The 16364-nt window shown below is 71.5% G+C and carries 16 protein-coding genes; 9 read left to right on the top strand and 7 right to left on the bottom strand.

What is annotated here, in order from left to right; all coding sequences use genetic code 11:
- Positions 1 to 37: 37 nt before the first annotated feature.
- Positions 38 to 1426 (bottom strand): glycine--tRNA ligase, encoded by a 1389-nt coding sequence (locus ACPEH0_RS11730; protein ID WP_366214320.1) that lies wholly within the window; start codon positions 1424 to 1426, stop codon positions 38 to 40.
- Positions 1427 to 1529: 103 nt separating this feature from the next.
- Positions 1530 to 1898, bottom strand: coding sequence for a DUF4870 domain-containing protein (locus tag ACPEH0_RS11725; RefSeq protein WP_366214220.1), 369 nt, complete (start codon positions 1896 to 1898; stop codon positions 1530 to 1532).
- A 130-nt stretch (positions 1899 to 2028) separates the two neighbouring features.
- Between ACPEH0_RS11725 and ACPEH0_RS11720 the strand changes: the two genes are divergently transcribed.
- The 4 genes from ACPEH0_RS11720 (at position 2029) to ACPEH0_RS11705 (ending at position 6343) form a co-directional block, all read left to right on the top strand.
- Positions 2029 to 3504 (top strand): SPFH domain-containing protein, encoded by a 1476-nt coding sequence (locus ACPEH0_RS11720; protein ID WP_217532426.1) that lies wholly within the window; start codon positions 2029 to 2031, stop codon positions 3502 to 3504.
- Positions 3501 to 3992, top strand: a complete 492-nt coding sequence (locus ACPEH0_RS11715; RefSeq protein ID WP_366214219.1) for a hypothetical protein — start codon at positions 3501 to 3503, stop codon at positions 3990 to 3992. Before ACPEH0_RS11720 ends, ACPEH0_RS11715 begins: the two co-directional genes overlap by 4 nt.
- 78 nt (positions 3993 to 4070) lie before the next feature.
- Positions 4071 to 4871 carry an SDR family oxidoreductase gene (locus ACPEH0_RS11710; protein ID WP_217532422.1) on the top strand — a complete coding sequence of 267 codons (801 nt, stop codon included), beginning with the start codon at positions 4071 to 4073 and terminating at the stop codon, positions 4869 to 4871.
- A 71-nt stretch (positions 4872 to 4942) separates the two neighbouring features.
- A complete protein-coding gene (locus ACPEH0_RS11705; RefSeq protein WP_366214218.1) occupies positions 4943 to 6343 on the top strand; it encodes an MFS transporter in 1401 nt (466 codons plus the stop codon).
- A 136-nt stretch (positions 6344 to 6479) separates the two neighbouring features.
- Here ACPEH0_RS11705 and ACPEH0_RS11700 read toward each other — a convergent pair whose 3' ends face one another.
- The gene (locus ACPEH0_RS11700; protein WP_366214217.1) at positions 6480 to 7691 is read right to left on the bottom strand and encodes an MFS transporter; all 1212 of its coding nucleotides are present in this window, start codon (positions 7689 to 7691) and stop codon (positions 6480 to 6482) included.
- Between the two features lie 56 nt (positions 7692 to 7747).
- On the opposite strand from ACPEH0_RS11700, the gene ACPEH0_RS11695 reads away from it, so the two are divergent.
- Positions 7748 to 8122, top strand: coding sequence for a MerR family transcriptional regulator (locus ACPEH0_RS11695; RefSeq protein ID WP_311861348.1), 375 nt, complete (start codon positions 7748 to 7750; stop codon positions 8120 to 8122).
- A 62-nt stretch (positions 8123 to 8184) separates the two neighbouring features.
- Positions 8185 to 8454 (top strand): hypothetical protein, encoded by a 270-nt coding sequence (locus tag ACPEH0_RS11690; protein WP_064003430.1) that lies wholly within the window; start codon positions 8185 to 8187, stop codon positions 8452 to 8454.
- A gap of 17 nt (positions 8455 to 8471) precedes the next feature.
- Here ACPEH0_RS11690 and menC read toward each other — a convergent pair whose 3' ends face one another.
- The 3 genes from menC to ACPEH0_RS11675 are packed head-to-tail and all read right to left on the bottom strand — an operon-like array spanning position 8472 to position 11234.
- On the bottom strand, positions 8472 to 9605 hold the full coding sequence (gene menC, locus ACPEH0_RS11685) for an o-succinylbenzoate synthase (RefSeq protein ID WP_366214216.1): 1134 nt from the start codon (positions 9603 to 9605) through the stop codon (positions 8472 to 8474).
- 21 nt (positions 9606 to 9626) lie between these two features.
- A complete protein-coding gene (locus ACPEH0_RS11680; protein WP_366214215.1) occupies positions 9627 to 10322 on the bottom strand; it encodes a GNAT family N-acetyltransferase in 696 nt (231 codons plus the stop codon).
- An 18-nt stretch (positions 10323 to 10340) separates the two neighbouring features.
- A complete protein-coding gene (locus ACPEH0_RS11675; RefSeq protein ID WP_366214214.1) occupies positions 10341 to 11234 on the bottom strand; it encodes a WcbI family polysaccharide biosynthesis putative acetyltransferase in 894 nt (297 codons plus the stop codon).
- A gap of 105 nt (positions 11235 to 11339) precedes the next feature.
- On the opposite strand from ACPEH0_RS11675, the gene ACPEH0_RS11670 reads away from it, so the two are divergent.
- From ACPEH0_RS11670 to purU, 3 genes are all read left to right on the top strand, one after another.
- Positions 11340 to 13055: a long-chain-fatty-acid--CoA ligase gene (locus ACPEH0_RS11670; protein WP_366214213.1), complete on the top strand. Its 1716-nt coding sequence runs from the start codon at positions 11340 to 11342 to the stop codon at positions 13053 to 13055.
- Positions 13056 to 13121: 66 nt separating this feature from the next.
- Positions 13122 to 14606: a peptide MFS transporter gene (locus ACPEH0_RS11665; RefSeq protein ID WP_366214211.1), complete on the top strand. Its 1485-nt coding sequence runs from the start codon at positions 13122 to 13124 to the stop codon at positions 14604 to 14606.
- Between the two features lie 56 nt (positions 14607 to 14662).
- Positions 14663 to 15541, top strand: coding sequence for a formyltetrahydrofolate deformylase (gene purU, locus ACPEH0_RS11660; protein ID WP_064003436.1), 879 nt, complete (start codon positions 14663 to 14665; stop codon positions 15539 to 15541).
- Positions 15542 to 15564: 23 nt separating this feature from the next.
- Here the strand turns inward: purU and ACPEH0_RS11655 are convergent, their stop codons facing one another.
- Positions 15565 to 16344, bottom strand: coding sequence for an SDR family NAD(P)-dependent oxidoreductase (locus ACPEH0_RS11655; protein WP_366214210.1), 780 nt, complete (start codon positions 16342 to 16344; stop codon positions 15565 to 15567).
- Positions 16345 to 16364 lie beyond the last annotated feature (20 nt).

Here is a 16364-nt window from a genome sequence, read left to right as displayed (position 1 = left end):
TCAGATGCGCGACGATCCGCACCGCGCCGCGCCCGACTCAGGCGCCGCGGAGGCGCGGAGCGAGGTAGGCGTGCAGCTCGGCGAGCGCGATGCGCTCCTGCGCCATCGAGTCGCGGTCGCGGATGGTCACGGCGTCGTCGTCGAGCGAGTCGAAGTCGACCGTGACGCAGAACGGCGTACCGATCTCGTCCTGACGGCGGTAGCGGCGGCCGATCGCGCCGGCGTCGTCGAAGTCGACGTTCCAGCCGTTCGCCCGCAGGTCGTCGGCCACCTTGCGGGCCAGCGGCGACAGGCGCTCGTTGCGGCTGAGCGGCAGCACCGCCACCTTGACGGGCGCGAGGCGCGGGTCGAGGCCGAGCACCGTGCGGGTGTCGGTGCCGCCCTTCGCGTTCGGCACCTCCTCCTCGCGGTACGCGTCGACGAGGAACGCCATCATGGCGCGGGTCAGACCGAACGACGGCTCGATGACGTACGGGACGTAGGTCTCGCCGGATGCCTGATCGAAGTAGGTGAGCTTCTGCCCGGAGGCCTCGATGTGGCTCGACAGGTCGTAGTCGGTGCGGTTGGCGACACCCATCAGCTCGCCCCACTCCTTGCCCGCGAACCCGAAGCGGTACTCGACGTCGATCGTGCCGGCGGAGTAGTGCGCGCGGTCCTCCTCGGGCACGTCGAACTGGCGCATGTTCTCGGGGTCGATGCCGAGGTCGATGAACCAGTTCCAGCAGGCCTGCACCCAGTGGTCGAACCACTCGCCCGCCTCGGCCGGCGGCGTGAAGAACTCGATCTCCATCTGCTCGAACTCGCGCGTGCGGAAGATGAAGTTGCCGGGCGTGATCTCGTTGCGGAACGCCTTGCCGACCTGGCCGATGCCGAACGGCGGCTTCTTGCGGCTCGCGGTGAGGACGTTCGAGAAGTTCACGAAGATGCCCTGCGCCGTCTCGGGACGCAGGAAGTAGAGGCCGCTCTCGTCGTCGACGACACCGAGGTAGGTCTTCACGAGACCCGAGAACGACTTCGGCTCGGTGTACTGGCCCTTCGTGCCGCAGTTCGGGCAGGGCACGTCGCCGAGACCGTTCTCGGCCTTGCGCCCCTTGCGCGCCTCGAAGTCCTCGATGAGCGTGTCCTCGCGGAACCGCTTGTGGCACTGCAGGCACTCCACGAGCGGGTCGGTGAAGGTCGCGACGTGACCCGACGCCTCCCAGACGCGCTTGGGGAGGATGATCGACGAGTCGAGCCCGACCATGTCACCGCGACCGCGGACGAAGGTCTGCCACCACTGCTGCCGGATGTTCTCCTTCAGCTCCGTGCCGAGGGGACCGTAGTCCCACGCCGACCGCGACCCGCCGTAGATCTCGCCCGCCTGGAAGACGAACCCGCGGTGACGGGCGAGGGCGATGACTTTGTCGAGACGGGACTGCTCGGCCACGGTGGCTCCAATGGTCGTCGTGAAGAGGGTGCGCGAGGGCGCGGACGCCGCGACACGCGGCATCCCTCAGTCTATCCGGGCCCGTTCCGGCGCTCGACGAGGGTCAGGAGACGAAGCGGATGCTGAGGGGCGGCGTGTACCACTGCCCCTGGCTCGCCTTCACGGCCGCGACGATCTCGATCACGAGGGCGTAGACGCCCACCGCGAGCAGCAGCAGGAACCCGATGCCGATGAACGACAGCGGGATGCACACGAACGCGGCGATGAGCACCGTGAGCTGGAAGTTGAGGGCGGCGGCGCTGTGGGCGCGGATGAACGGCCCCCGGTCGCGCAGCACGAGGTAGACGACGAGCGCGCCCACGAACGAGAGGAAGATGCCGCTCAGGTGGGTCAGCGTCGCCCAGAGCTTCTCGTCCTCGGGACGCAGCGGCGGCGCGACCGGGTAGGGCTGCGCGGGCGGCGGCATCGTCATGGCGCCAGCGTAGGGGGCAGGGGCGGGATGCCGCGAACCTCGTCACGCGGCTGGAGTAACCGATACGTTCGACGTGGGCACGTTCGCCGTGCCGCACGAAGGACATCGAGACTCACGGGGGAACTCACTTATGGATGCACTCATCGCGGGAGGCGCGTTCGTGGTCGGCGGCATCATCGTCGTCGCCGTCATCGTCTTCATCATCATCTTCATGGTGGTGCTGCGGGCCTGGTACAAGGTCGCGAAGGCCGACCAGGCGCTCGTCATCGTCGGTCGCAATCAGAAGAGCGCCTCGGGGGACTCCTCGCGCATCTCCGTCATCACCGGCGGCGGCGCCCTGGTCAACCCGCTCACGCAGCGCGCCGAGATGATCTCGCTGCGCGCGCGCCAGATCAAGATGGAGCCGACGGCACAGGCATCCAACGGCGTCACCGTCAACGTCAGCGGTGTCGCACTCGTCAAGATCGGCTCCGACCCCGAGTTCGTCCGTCGCGCCGCGGAGCGGTTCCTCTCGCAGGACGGCGCGATCGAGCAGTTCACCACCGAGCAGCTCGAGGGTGCGCTGCGCGGCGTGGTCGCGACCCTGACCGTCGAGCAGCTCATGAAGGACCGGCAGAAGCTGTCGGACCAGATCGCCGAGGGCATCAAGAGCGACCTGCTCGCGCAGGGCCTCATCCTCGACTCGTTCCAGATCCAGGGCGTCACCGACAAGAACGGCTACATCGACGCCCTCGGCGCCACCGAGGTCGAGCGCGTGCGCCGCGAGGCCGAGGTCGCCCGCATCAACGCGGCCCGCGAGGTCAAGGCGCGCCAGATCGCCACCGACGAGGCGAACCTCATCGAGCAGACCGCGTACGACCGCAACACCGCCCAGGCCTCCGCCGAGGTCGGTCGCGCCCGCGCCGAAGCCGAGCAGGCCGAGGCCCTCGCCCGCGCCGAGCGCGAGCAGGCCGTCCTCCTGCAGCAGGCCGAGAACCGTCAGGCCCAGCTCGACGCCGACGTCAAGAAGGTCGCCGACGCGTCGCTCTACGAGCGCCAGCGCTCGGCGGACGCCGACGCGTACACGCAGGTCAAGGCCGCCGAGGCCCGCGCGCAGATCGCGGCCCAGGAAGCCGAGGCGACGCGCCTTCGCGCCCAGGCCGAGGCCGACGCGATCCGGCTCGAGGGTGAGGCCCGCGCCGAGGCGATCAAGGCCGAAGCCGCGGCCATCGCGCAGAACCAGGAGGCGCTGCTCGCGCAGCGCGCGATCGAGGCCCTCGTGCCGCTCATGACCGAGTTCGCCCGCGGCTTCGACAAGGTCGGGTCGATCACGGTCCTCGGCGGCGAGGGCGCGTCGAGCCACATCGCCGGCGAGAGCGCCTCGAGCATGCGCGCCACCTTCGACGCCGTCCAGGCGGCGACGGGCATCGACCTGCGCGGCATCATCCAGGGCCAGGCCACCGGCCGCGGCATCGCCCAGGGGCTGCAGCAGGAGCAGGACGCGCAGGCTTCCGCCCCGCTGCGCCGCCGTGCGTCGGCGGAGCCCGCGGCGCCGGTCGCCGAGTCCGCGACCGCCCCGGCCGCCGAGCCGGCCGCGCCCGCCGCGCCGTCCCCGGACGCCGTGTGACCTCAGCCGAGGGGGGCAGGTCGCTCGTCGTCGATGAGAGCCTCGCCCCCCGGGTGATGCGCGGATTCCTGCGCTGGCAGCTTCGTCGCCCGTCGTGGATCCTGCTCCTGAGCGTGACCGCCGTCGTCGTGGCGCTGAGCGTGTTCCTCACCGCGACCGGCAGCGACGGCGCCGCGTGGGTGGGCGTCGCGCTCGTCGTCCTCATCAGCGCGACGGTCATCGTGTCGTGGGTGGCGGTGCGATCCTCCATCCTCCGGGCGTACCCGGTCGGCTCCGTCGCCAGCGCGACCCTCACCGACGACGCGCTGCACGCCACCTCGGCGCTGGGGACGAGCGAGATCCGGTTGACGGCGTTCCGCCGGGTGGATGCGGTCGGCGACGCGCTCCTGCTGAAGGTCGGCTCGTGGGCCGGCGGGGTCGCGGTCATGCCGCGTGCACTGCTGTCCGAGGACGAGGTCGCGCGGCTGCAGGCGGCTGCGGGGAGCTGACGCGGACGGGTGTTGCGGGGCGGCCCGCCGCTGTCAACCCCGCCCCCTGTCCGCGGCGCGGTCCGTAGCGTCGGCCGCATGACCTTCACCCCTCGCCGTGCCATCGTGACCGCTTCCGACTCCGGCATCGGCCGGGCGACCGCCCTCGCCCTCGCCGACGCCGGCATGGACGTCGGGGTCACGTGGCACTCCGACCAGGAGGGCGCCGAGGAGACCGCCGCCGAGGTGCGCCGCCGCGGCCGGAACGCCGTCGTCGCCCAGTTCGACGCGACCGACCTCGACTCGGTGCCCGGCGTCATCCGCGGCCTCGCCGCCGAGCTCGGCGGGCTCGACGTCTTCGTCAACAACGCCGGCGGCGGGACCGGCGGCCCCTTCCTCGAGATGGACATCGAGGGATGGCGTCAGGTCGTCGGCCTCAACCTCGACGGCGCGTTCGTCGGGATGCACACGGCGGCGATGCTGATGGCGGATGCCGGTCAGGAGGGACGGATCATCGCGGTGACGAGCGTGCACGGCTCGCAGCCGCGGGTCGGGTCGGCCGCGTACGTCGCGTCGAAACACGGCCTCGAGGGTCTCGTGAAGACGATGGCGCAGGAGCTCGGCGCCAAGGGCATCACGGTCAACTCGGTCGCCCCCGGCGAGATCGCCACACCGATCAACGACATGGATGCCGAGGACGCCGAGAACACGCATCGCCCCGGCATCCCGATCCCGCGTCCGGGTAAGCCGGAGGAGATCGCGGACGTGATCGCCTTCCTCGCGTCGCCGGCGTCGTCGTACGTCACCGGGGCGACATGGGTCGTCGACGGCGGGATGCTGCAGATGGGCCCGCAGGCCGGGTCGCACCTCGAGTCCGACGCCTGGCGCAGCGCGGGCTGAGCGCCTCCGGCAGCGCGCGCCGGGGATAGCCTGGAGGGATGGCCCCGGACGACAGACGCAGACTGACCCGGATGCCACGACAGGGCGCGATCGTCGCGGTCCTGGCGATCGCGGGTCTCGCGTCGTCGTTCATGTTCACCCTCGTGGTGCCGATCCAGTCGAAGCTGCCCGAACTGCTGAACGCGAGCCGCGAGGACACGGCGTGGGTGGTGACGGCGACCTTGCTGGCCGCGGCCGTCTTCACCCCGATCGCGGGGCGCCTCGGCGACATGTACGGCAAGCGCCGCATCGTGCTGGTGCTGCTCGGCCTGCTCATCGTGGGATCCGTGATCGCCGCCCTCTCCCCCGGGATCGGCGGCGTGATCGTCGGTCGTGCGCTGCAGGGTGCCGTCACGGGTGTCGTGCCGCTCGGGATCTCGATCATGCGCGACGTGCTGCACGAGGACCGGGTGGATGCCGCGATCGCCCTCATGTCGGCGACGCTCGGTGTCGGCGGCGCGGTCGGCATGCCGGTCAGCGCGATCATCACCGAGACGAGCGACTGGCACGTGCTGTTCTGGATGGCTGCGGGGCTCGGCGCGGTGGTGTTCGTGCTCGTCGCCCTCATCGTGCCGCCGAGCGTCCTGCGCACGGCGGGACGCTTCGACTTCGCCGGCGCCGCCGGGCTCGCCGTCGGCCTCACCGGTGTGCTGCTCGCCGTCTCGCGCGGCACCGAGTGGGGCTGGACGTCGCCCGCGACCCTCGCGCTCGGCCTCGGCGGGCTCGCGGTTTTGCTGCTGTGGGGCTGGTTCGAGCTGCGCATCCGCGAACCGCTCCTCGACCTGCGGGTCGCCGCGCGGCCGGCCGTGCTGCTGACGAACCTCGCCTCGGTGGCGATGGGCTTCTCGCTGTTCGGCTCGAACGTGTCGTATCCGCAGATGCTCGAGCTGCCGGCATCCGTCGGCGGATTCGGGCTCACCCTGTTCCAGGCCAGCCTCATCGTCATGCCCGCGGGCCTCGTGATGATGGTGCTGTCGCCGTTCTCGGGACGCCTCGCCCGCACGATCGGACCGCGCGTGCTGCTGATCATGGGCGCGAGCGCGCTGATCGTCGCCTACGCGTACTCGCTGCTGTGGGCATCGGAGGTGTGGCACATCCTCGTTGCGAACCTGCTCATCGGTGTGGGCATCGGGTTCGGGTACGCCGGGATGCCGATGCTCATCATGCGCTCGGTGCCGCAGAGCGAGACGGGCGCCTCGAACGGGCTGAACGCGCTGTTCCGCTCGCTCGGCACGTCGATCGCGGCGGCCGTCGTCGGCGCCGTCCTCGCAGGACTGTCGACCGTGCAGAACGGGGTCGCCGTGCCGACCCCCGCCGCCTTCCAGGTCTCCTTCGCGCTGGGACTCGGCGCCGCCGTCGTCGCGCTCGGCGTCGCCCTGTTCATCCCGCAGCGACGCGACCCGCACGAAGCGCACCCCTCGCTGCCGCGCTGACGGACGGCTCGGGGTGCTCGGGCGTCGGGCGCGGTCGGTGGGTGTCAGGGGATGCAATGGATCTCGCGCGACGCGCCGCGGCATCCGCTCGGTGGACGGCGTGTCGGGACGGATCTCTCGCATCCGTTGACGCCGGTCAGGTGAGGCGGCGGGGCGAGGCGGTGAGGAGCGCGGCGACGACGAGCGCGAGGGCGATCAGGACCGCACCGGCCGAGAGCGCGGTGGCTCCCGTGGGATGCGCGGCGCCGCCGACGAGGTCGCCGAGCCAGGGACCGGCGGCGATGCCGACGTTGAAGGTGACGACGGTGCCGGCGCTGGCGAGCGTCCGCGTGCGATCGGTCGCGATGCGCATCAGCATCGACTGCTGCAGCGGGAAGTAGGCGCCGATCGTGAGACCCCACACCGCGAGCGCGACGTACATGAGCGGGGTGTCGGCCGCGATGCTCAGGATGCCGAAGGCCGCCGCCAGACCCGCGAGGGCGACCACGAGCGACGCCCGCGGCCACCGGTCGGCCAACGGGCCCGCCGCGACGACACCGAGGAGTCCGGCGGCGCCGTACCCGAACAGCAGCACCGGGATCTGGGCGGCCGGAGCCCCCGCCGCCACCTCGAGCAGCGGGCGCACGTAGGTGAAGGTCCCGAACTGGGCGAGGGCGAACACGAGCGCGGCCGCCGCGAAGAGCACGATGGGGAGGAGCGAGGCATCCGCTCCGGTCGGACGCTCCGCCCTCGGCAGCGCCGGCTCGGGCGTCCGCCGCGGCAGCCGGATCGCGATCGCCGCGGCAAGGGCGAACGCGACGAACGCGAGCACGCCGAACGACCAGCGCCACGACAGCAGCTGCGCGATGAGCGCACCGGCCGGAAGGCCCGCGAGCGTCGCGACCGTGCCGCCCGCCGTCACGAGGGCGAGCCCGCGCCCCAGGTGGGACGGGACCAGCAGCGACGTCGCGTAGACGATGACGATCGCCCAGAAGAGGCCGTGCGCGACACCCGCCGCGATGCGCGTCGCGACGGCGACCTCGTACGTCGGCGCGAGCGCGGTCGCGGCGTTCGCGACCGCGAAGGCGGCGAGGGCTCCCGCGGCGACGAGCCGCCGGTCGAACCGCGCCGTCAGGCGCGCGAGCGGGATGCTCGTGACGATCACCGTCAGCGCCCACACCGAGATGAGCAGACCCACGCCGAGCGGGTCGGTCTGCAGCCCCGCGACCATTTCGGGCAGGAGGCCCGCGGGGAGCGACTCCGCCGTCACTGTCACGAAGACGGCGAGGCTGAGCAGCAGCAGCGCTCCGAGCGGGAACCGCGGCGCACTGGTGGCCGTGGTGGGGACCGAAGCGGTGGACGTGCTCATGCCTCGAGCGTAGAGTCTCACATCAATGTGAAGGTCAAGCGGCGATCGGGGACGCGATGAGGATCGGCGAGGTCACGGCGCGCACCGGCATCCCGCAGCGGATGCTGCGCTACTACGAGGAGCAGGGCCTGCTCGCCTCGGAACGCGCGGACAACGGCTACCGCGAGTACGACGACGACGCGGTGGAGCGCGCGCAGCGGGTGCGCGGCCTGATCCAGGCAGGGCTCTCGACGCGCATGGTGAAGGTCGTCCTCGACCTCGAGGCGGACTGCCGCGCCACCCGGCCCCCGTCGTGCACCCGCGCCCTCGCCGAGGAGCTCGCCGCCGAGCTGCAGGCACTCGACGACCGCCTCGCCTGCCTCACCAAGAGCCGCGACGCCGTCGCGCTGTACCTCGGCCGGTCCGCGCACGCCGACCTGCTCGCTCACTAGCACGCCCGATCCTTCGGGACAGCCCCATCGCGGCATCCGACGCCTCAGGGGAGGATGGGTCCATGTCCTACGCCACCGAACGCCGCTCGAACCCGACCGCCTGGGCCGCCTTCTGGGTGGGGCTCCTCGGCCTCATCCTCATGCCGATCCCGGCCTTCATCGGACTGATCCTCGGCGGCGGTCTGTCGCTCATCGCGGCCGTGCTCGTCGTCATCGCTCTCCTGAAGGGTCTCGCCCGGCGGGGGAAGGGCATCGCCCCCGTCGTCTTCGCGGGCATCTTCGTCCTGCTCACCTGGGGTGGGATCTCGCTCGGCGGCGGCATCTGGTGGTGACGCCCGCCTGAGCGCCCTCAGGGCCGCAGCGTCTCGCGCGCCACGGTGAACCGCTCGAGCGCGTCGAGGTCGACCTCGACGCCCAACCCGGGACCGGTCGGTACCCGCACGTGCCCGTCCTCGAGGACGGCCGGCTCCGTCACGATGTCCTCCGTGTAGAACCGAGCGGATGCCGAGACGTCGCCCGGCAGCGTGAACGCAGGGTGCGCGGCGAGCGCCGCGTTCGCGGCACGTCCGATGCCGGTTTCGAGCATGCCGCCGCACCACACCGGGATCCCCGCCGCCTCGCAGAGGTCGGCGATGCGGAGCGCCTCGAGGTAACCGCCGACGCGGCCCGCCTTGACGTTGATGACGGTCGTCGCGCCGAGGGCGAGCGCGTCGCGCGCGGCCTTCACCGAGGTGATCGACTCGTCGAGGCAGATCGGGGTCGTCAGCTGCTGGGCGAGGGCGGCGTGGTCGACGATGTCGTCCTCCTGCAGCGGCTGCTCGATGAGCAGCAGACCGAAGCGGTCGAGCTGCGCCAGGATGTCGGCGTCGGGGAGCGTGTAGGCGGAGTTCGCGTCGACCTGCAGCGGGATCTCGGGGAACGCGGAACGCACGGCATCCGTCTCGGCGATGTCGCGACCGGGCTTGATCTTGATCTTGATGCGCACGTACCCCTCGTCGAGGTAGCCGCGGACGGTCTCGACGAGCGCCGCCGGGTCGGATTGGATGCCGACGCTCACCCCCGACGGGATCGTCGCCGCCGTGGCACCCAGGTACGACGCGAACGAGCGTCCCTCGGAGCGCAGCGCCGCGTCGAGGACGGCGAGCTCGAGACCCGCCTTCGCCATGCGGTGGCCGACGAACGGATCGAGCGTCGGGGCGACCTGCTCGGGAGCGAGCTCACCGCGGTGCAGCAGGGCCGGGCCGAGCCAGCGGGTCGCGACGTCCCACGCGCCCTGCGTGTACTCGCTCGAGTAGACCGGCGCGCTCTGCGTGACGATCTCGCCCCAGCCGTCGCCCGCGTCGGTCCGCGCGCGCACGACGATGACCTCGCGATCGGTCATGGTCCCGAACGACGTCGTGAACGGCGCGACGAGCGGGATGCGCAGGATCCGCAGCTCGAGTCGGTCGAGGCGGACGGATGCGGCGGGCTGGGCGAGCGGCATGGGCTCAGGCTACGCGCGGCGTCACGGCCGGACGAAGAGGTAGCCCTCGCCGGTGCGGAACCCGCCCACGACGAGACCCGCGTCGAGCTGCGCCCGGAACGCGGCGCGCACCTCGTGGCGCGCCCGGGCCGCGGCATCCGGATCCGTCCGACGGAGCGCCTCGACGTCGGTCGGGATCGCGACGGTGGCGACCACCTCGGCCGCGTCGGGCGTGGGCACCGGCGAGGCGAGGTGCCACGCGACGTGCAGCCGGTCGCTCTCGTCGCCGCTGTTGATCGCGTCGCCCATGTCGCCGTAGTGGTCGACGAGGTAGTCGGTGACCCGCGCGCCGAGGGCCGCGAGATTGAAGTGCGCGTTGCGGGCGATGAGCGGGTCGAAGGTCCAGGTGATCGTGCCGACCTCGCGCGCGAACGCCCACTCGCGCTGGTGCGCCTTCAACGCCCGCCCGATCCCCCGCGCCTGCGCATCGGGGAGCACACCCGTGACGTGGGAGTGCATGCTGCGGGATGCCGGGGGCCCGAAGAACGCCGCCGACGCCGCGATCATGCGGTCGCCGTCGTACACCCCGACGACGTAGTTGCCGGAGTGTTCGAGAGCCCGCAGCAGGTTGGGCGGCATCCCGCCGTCGGGCGAACCCCAGACAGCTTCGAACACGCCGCTCGCGGCGACCATCTCGTCGATCGTGTGCAGTTCGCGGATGTCGAGCCCGTCAGCCATGCCGCCACGCTACGCCGATCAGCGGCGCCAGCGCTCCAGCGTGGGCCGCAGCCGGTCGACCGCGCCGCGGACGAATTGCGGGTGCTCCCGGTACCAGGCGAGGTGCGCGTCGCGGACCTCGGCGAGGTCGACGCGTCGCCCGTCGACCGTCCAGTCCGGGACCGCGTCGGCGTCGAGACCCCACGCGTCGATCACCCAGTCCTCGCGCGGCGCGTGGACCGCGTTCAGGAGGGGTCGGCCCGGGTCGCGCGCGGCACCGTCGCGGCCGAGCGCACGCAGGATCCGGTCGCCGAGCGCGAGGATCACCTCGTTGCCCGGATGGTTCACCGTGCGGACGAGGTCGAACCGGGGCTCGGCGAACAGATCCGACGCCGCGACGTCGAGGGTCTCCTCGCGCCGGCGGAGTTCGGCGAGCGAGGCGGCGGCCTCGGCGCGCACGCCGTCGGGGTCGAGCCGCTCCCGCACGGGCGCCCCGGCCGCCAGCGCGAGCGTGCGGACGTCGTGGTACGCGACGAGCGGCGGCGTCTCCTCGACGCCCGGCACGTGCAGCGCGGCCTGGAAGGGGTGCAGGCCGGTGAAGCGGACGATCGGGAACGTGACTGCCCGGCCCGACGGCGGGAGGGATGCCGCGAGCTGCCGCGTCCCCAGGGGAAGCCCGTGGTAGTCGTCCTTCACCGGCTGCGCGATGAGCGCCGCGGCGCCCGCGACCACCTCGTGCAGGCGGCGGGTCGCGGCGGCATCCAGCAGGTACACGGGAGGGACGCGCACGAGCGGCAGCTCGTCGGAATCGAGGACGAGGCGCACCGATTCGGCCTGGCAGTTGCCGACGACGACCCCATAATCCGTGCGGGGCAGGTCGCCGAAGAAGCCGGCGTCGTGGTCCCGGGGGGCGGGGTGCGCATCGGTGATCATCGCTCGAGCGTCGCACGCCGCATCCGTCGCCGCGAGCGCTTGCGCGCGTGCCCCTCGCGAGCAAGGGGCACGCGCTCGCCACCTCCGCTGCCTAGGATCGTTGCCGTGCAGCTGAACGAGACCCGCGCCTGGAACCGCTTCTACGCCGCCGGCACGCCGGTCGACATCGAACCCGTCACGGGCTCGCTCGTCGACCTGCTCGAGCAGCGCGTCGCCCAATACGGCGAGCGCGACGCGATCGCGTTCTTCGGCCGGACGGTGACCTACGACGAGCTCGGGGCGCGGGTCGCGCGCGTCGCCGAGGGCCTGCGGAAGCTCGGCGTGGGCGCCGGCGACCGCGTCGCGCTGATCATGCCCAACGCCCCGCAGCACGTCATCGCGTTCTACGCGGTGCTGCGGCTCGGTGCCGTCGTCGTCGAGCACAACCCGCTCTACACGCGGGACGAGCTCGAGGTGCAGTTCCGCGACCACGGCGCGCGCACCGTCATCGCGTGGGACAAGGTGGCGCCGCTCGTGCAGTCGCTGCCGGCCGAGCTCGGCATCCGCGACGTCGTCTCGGTCGACGTGACCACCGCGATGCCGCTGACGACGCGGATGCTGCTGCGCCTCCCCGTGGCGAAGGCCCGGGAGTCGCGCGCCAAGCTCACGGGTGCTGCACCCGGGACGATCCCGTTCGGGCGGCTCGAGAACTCTCCCGCCCTGCCCGCGAGCCATCCGCGACCGAGCCGCGACGACCTCGCGTGCCTGCAGTACACCTCGGGGACCACCGGGGTCCCGAAGGGCGCCATGATCACCCACGGCAACCTGTGGGCCAACGCCCGCATGGGCGCCGCGTGGATGCCCGACTTCCGACACGGCGAGGGCAGCATCTACGGGCTGCTGCCGATGTTCCATTCCTTCGGGCTGCTGCTGTCGGTCATCTACTCCGTCGAGACCGGGTCGCGCGCCGTCCTGTTCCCGACGTTCGACCCCGAACTGGTGGTGGATGCCGCGAAGCGGTTCCCCCCGACGTTCATCCCCGCCGTCCCGCCGATGTTCGACCGGCTGGCCCGGGTCGCCCGCGACGGCGACCTCGACCTGAGCCGCGTCGTGTATTCGATCTCGGGTGCGATGACCCTCACGCCCGCCGTCGTCTCGCGCTGGGAGAAGCTCGCCGGCAGCATGCTCAACGAGGGGTACGGCCTCACCGAGACGAGTCCCATCGCCCTGGCCAACCCGTTCGACGAGTCGCGCCGCATCGGGGCCATCGGCATCCCCTTCCCCTCCACCGACATCAAGGTCGTCGACCAGGAGGAACCGACCCACGAGGTGGCGCAGGGCGAGACCGGCGAGCTGCTCATCCACGGGCCGCAGGTGTTCGCCGGCTACTGGAACCGCCCCGAGGAGACGGCGGCGACACTGCTCGAGGGCGGCTGGGTGCGCACCGGCGATCTCGTGCAGCAGGACGAGGACGGCTTCGTCACGGTCGTCGACCGCAAGAAGGAGCTCATCATCACGGGCGGCTTCAACGTCGCCCCGTCGGAGGTCGAGCAGGTCGTGACCGGGACGCCGGGCGTCGCCGAGACGGCGGTGGTCGGCATCCCCCGCGGCGGTGGCGCCGAGGTCGTCACGGCGGTCGTCGTCCTGGAGGACGGTGCCGCCTTCGACGAGGCCGCCGCGCGCGAGCTGGCTCGTGAGCGGCTCGCGGAGTACAAGCGGCCGACGACCTACGTCGTCTGGGAGGAGCTGCCGAAATCCCTCATCGGCAAGGTGCTCCGTCGTCGCGTGCGCGACACCCTTGTCGCCGATCGGCACGCGACGCGCGCCGCTGACGCGGACTGATACACCCGCGTGGGGTGCGGCACAACCTGGGCGCCTCGTCCAGGACACGCGCCTAGCCTGGGACGAATGCGGAACGTACCTCCCGTCGACCTCCCGCCCTCCGACGGCACCGCAGCGCGCGACACCCGATTCTTCGGCCAGCCGTTCGCGCTCGCGCACGTGTTCGGCGTCGAGATGTGGGAGCGCTTCAGCTTCTACGGCATGCAGGGCATCCTGCTCCTGTACCTGTACTTCTCCGTCACCGACGGCGGGCTCGGGGTCGACAAGACGGTCGCCGCGAGCATCGTCGGCGCGTACGGCGGCGCGGTGTACCTGTCGACCGTCCTCGGCGCCTGGATCGCCGACCGCATCCTCGGCGCCGAGCGCGTCCTGTTCCTCAGCGCGATCGTCATCATGGCGGGGCACATCGCGCTCGCACTGCTCCCCGGCTTCGCGGGGGTGACCGTCGGCCTCATCCTCGTCGCCTTCGGATCCGGCGGGCTCAAGGCGACCGCCACGAGCGTCGTCGGCACCCTGTACGCCGCCGACGATCCGCGACGGGATGCAGGTTTCTCGCTGTTCTACCTCGGTATCAACCTCGGCGCGTTCGCCGGCCCCCTGCTCACCGGGCTGCTGCAGTCGACCCTCGGGTTCCACTGGGGCTTCGGGCTCGCCGCCCTCGGCATGGCGCTCGGCCTCACGCAGTACTCGTTCGGCCGCCGGAGCCTGCCCGCCGAGGCACGCGTGGTGCCCAATCCGCTGCCGCGCGGGCGCTACCCGCTGTTCGCGGGGATCGGCGCGGCGGCCGTCGTGGTCATCGTGGTCCTGGTCCTGACCGGTGTCATCCGCGCCGACAACCTGGCGTTGATCGTGATCGGGGCGGTGATCCTCGCGGCGATCGCGTACTTCGCCGTCATCCTGCTGAGCCGGCAGATCACGACGCAGGAGCGCAGCCGCGTGTGGGGCTTCCTGCCGCTGTTCGTCACGTCGGTCGTCTTCTGGTCGCTCTACCAGCAGCAGTTCACGGTCGTGACGCTCTACTCTGCCGAGCGCCTGAACCGCGACCTGTTCGGCTGGGAGATGCCGATCCCGTGGGTGCAGTCGATCAACCCGGTGTTCATCATCCTGCTGGCGGGCGTGTTCACGGCCGTCTGGTCGAAGCTCGGCGCGCGTCAGCCCTCGACCCCGGTGAAGTTCGCGCTGGGTGTCGCCGTCATGGGTGTCGCGTTCCTGCTCTTCCTGCCGTTCGCCGGTGGCGGGGCGAACTCGACGCCGCTGCTGGCGATCGTCGGCATCCTGCTCGTCTTCACGATCGCGGAGCTGATGCTCTCGCCGGTCGGCTTGTCGGCGGCGACGAAGCTCGCGCCGGTGCGGTTCCAGACGCAGATGGTCGCGCTGTTCTTCCTCTCGGTGTCGCTCGGCACCGCGATCGCCGGTCAGCTCGCGACGCTGTACGACCCGACGAACGAGGTGCCGTACTTCGCGACGCTCGGCGGGATCTCGATTGCGATGGGCGTGCTGCTGCTCGTCTGCGTGAAGCCGGTGCTGTCGCTCATGAAGGGCGTGCGCTGACGGATGCCGCGCGTCACGCGGTCGGCATCCGTCATCTCACAGGGCAGAATCGAGGGATGACGTCGCCCGCCCCGCAGCTCCACCCCGACCACGCCTGCCTCATCGTGCACGGCAAGGACAGCCCGGGGATCATCGCCGCCGTCTCGGCGATGATCACGCGGATCGGCGGCAACATCGTGCAGTTCGACCAGTACTCGGACGACCCCCGGGGCGGGGCGTACTTCCAGCGCGTCGTGTTCCACCGGCCCGGCTTCGGTGCGCAGCGCCCCGCGATCGAGGCGGAGATCGCCGAGACCCTCGCCCCGTTCGAGCTCGAGTGGTCGCTGACGGACCAGTCGGTGCCCAAGCGCATGGCGATCCTGTCGTCGAAGCAGGACCACTGCCTGCTCGACCTGCTGTGGCGCAACCGTCGCGGTGAGCTGCCCACCAGCATCCCGATGGTCATCTCCAACCACACCTCGTCGGCCGAGGACGTCCGCTCGTTCGGGGTGCCGTTCTTCCACGTGCCGTCGACGCCCGGCCCCGACAAGTCGGCGTCCGAGGCGAAGATCCTCGAGCTACTCAAGGGCAACGTCGACTTCGTCGTGCTGGCGCGGTACATGCAGATCCTGTCGCCGGAGTTCCTCGAGGAGCTCGCGGTGCCGGTCATCAACATCCACCACTCGTTCCTGCCCGCCTTCATCGGCGCCGAGCCGTACCGCAAGGCCAAGGAGCGCGGCGTGAAGCTCATCGGCGCGACGAGCCACTACGTCACCGGCGACCTCGACGAGGGCCCGATCATCGAGCAGGACACGATCCGCGTCACGCACGCCGACACGACCGCCGAGCTCGTCCGCCGCGGCGCCGACGTCGAGCGTCAGGTGCTGTCCCGCGCGGTGCGCTGGCACTCCGAGGACCGCGTCATCCGCCACGGGAACCACACGATCGTCTTCTGACGCGGGGGCGCGGGGTTCCGGCGTCACAGCGTCCCGGTCAGCACTCCGCCGTCGGCGCGGAGCGCGGCGCCGTTAATCGCCGACGCACGCGGACTCGCCAGGAACGCGACGAGCGCCGCGATCTCCTCGGGTCGAATGAAGCGCTGCAGCAGCGTCGTCGTGTTCCGACCGATGACGGATGCCGCGACGGCGTCGGCCGGCACGCCCTGCGCCGCCGCGATCGACTCGATCACGGTCGCGACGCCGTCCGAGTATGTCGGCCCGCCGAGCACGGTGTTGACGGTGACCTGCGTGCCCCGCGTGAGTTTCGCGAGGCCGTTTCCGAGTGCGATCGTCGCCGCCTTCGAGACGCCGTACGGGATCATGTCGGCCGGGACGTTCACGCCCGACTCGCTCGCGATGAAGAGGATGCGGCCCCATCCGCGCTCGAGCATGCCCGGCAGCACTCGGCGCGAGAGGCGGACGCCGGCGGTCAGGTTCACGTCGAGGTATCGCTGCCACTCCGCGTCGTCGGCGTCGGCGAACTCGTTCAGCCCGAACGCGCCGGCGTTGTTGACGAGGATGTCGACCTCGGACAGGCCCGTGAGCGCAGCCGGGTCGGTGACGTCCCCGGGCGCGACGTCGACGTCCGCTCCGGGGACGAGCGCGCGGAGCCGATCCGCAGCCGCGTGCGTGCGGACGGCATCCCGTCCGTTGAGGATGACCGCGGCGCCTTCGGCCGCGAGGGCTTCGGCGATCGCGAACCCGATGCCTTGCGTCGAACCGGTGATGAGAGCGCGCGTGTCACGCAGCTGGAGGTCCATCGATGGTGCCTTTCACTTGA

The sequence above is a fragment of the Microbacterium sp. NPDC079356 genome, from assembly GCF_049545465.1.
In the GTDB taxonomy this organism is placed as follows: domain Bacteria; phylum Actinomycetota; class Actinomycetes; order Actinomycetales; family Microbacteriaceae; genus Microbacterium; species Microbacterium gawkjiense.
Note: the sequence above shows the minus strand (reverse complement) of the source record. Positions and strands in the feature narration are given on the sequence as shown.

Excerpts from the sequence above, each read along its gene's own strand:
- purU (WP_064003436.1), top strand. The coding sequence starts at position 14,663 with ATGACGTCGCCCGCCCCGCAGCTCCACCCCGACCACGCCTGCCTCATC.
- ACPEH0_RS11655 (WP_366214210.1), bottom strand. The coding sequence starts at position 16,344 with ATGGACCTCCAGCTGCGTGACACGCGCGCTCTCATCACCGGTTCGACG.
- ACPEH0_RS11705 (WP_366214218.1), top strand. The coding sequence starts at position 4,943 with ATGCCACGACAGGGCGCGATCGTCGCGGTCCTGGCGATCGCGGGTCTC.
- menC (WP_366214216.1), bottom strand. The coding sequence starts at position 9,605 with ATGCCGCTCGCCCAGCCCGCCGCATCCGTCCGCCTCGACCGACTCGAG.
- ACPEH0_RS11710 (WP_217532422.1), top strand. The coding sequence starts at position 4,071 with ATGACCTTCACCCCTCGCCGTGCCATCGTGACCGCTTCCGACTCCGGC.
- ACPEH0_RS11665 (WP_366214211.1), top strand. The coding sequence starts at position 13,122 with ATGCGGAACGTACCTCCCGTCGACCTCCCGCCCTCCGACGGCACCGCA.
- ACPEH0_RS11700 (WP_366214217.1), bottom strand. The coding sequence starts at position 7,691 with ATGAGCACGTCCACCGCTTCGGTCCCCACCACGGCCACCAGTGCGCCG.
- ACPEH0_RS11720 (WP_217532426.1), top strand. The coding sequence starts at position 2,029 with ATGGATGCACTCATCGCGGGAGGCGCGTTCGTGGTCGGCGGCATCATC.
- ACPEH0_RS11690 (WP_064003430.1), top strand. The coding sequence starts at position 8,185 with ATGTCCTACGCCACCGAACGCCGCTCGAACCCGACCGCCTGGGCCGCC.
- ACPEH0_RS11675 (WP_366214214.1), bottom strand. The coding sequence starts at position 11,234 with ATGATCACCGATGCGCACCCCGCCCCCCGGGACCACGACGCCGGCTTC.
- ACPEH0_RS11695 (WP_311861348.1), top strand. The coding sequence starts at position 7,748 with ATGAGGATCGGCGAGGTCACGGCGCGCACCGGCATCCCGCAGCGGATG.
- ACPEH0_RS11725 (WP_366214220.1), bottom strand. The coding sequence starts at position 1,898 with ATGACGATGCCGCCGCCCGCGCAGCCCTACCCGGTCGCGCCGCCGCTG.
- ACPEH0_RS11680 (WP_366214215.1), bottom strand. The coding sequence starts at position 10,322 with ATGGCTGACGGGCTCGACATCCGCGAACTGCACACGATCGACGAGATG.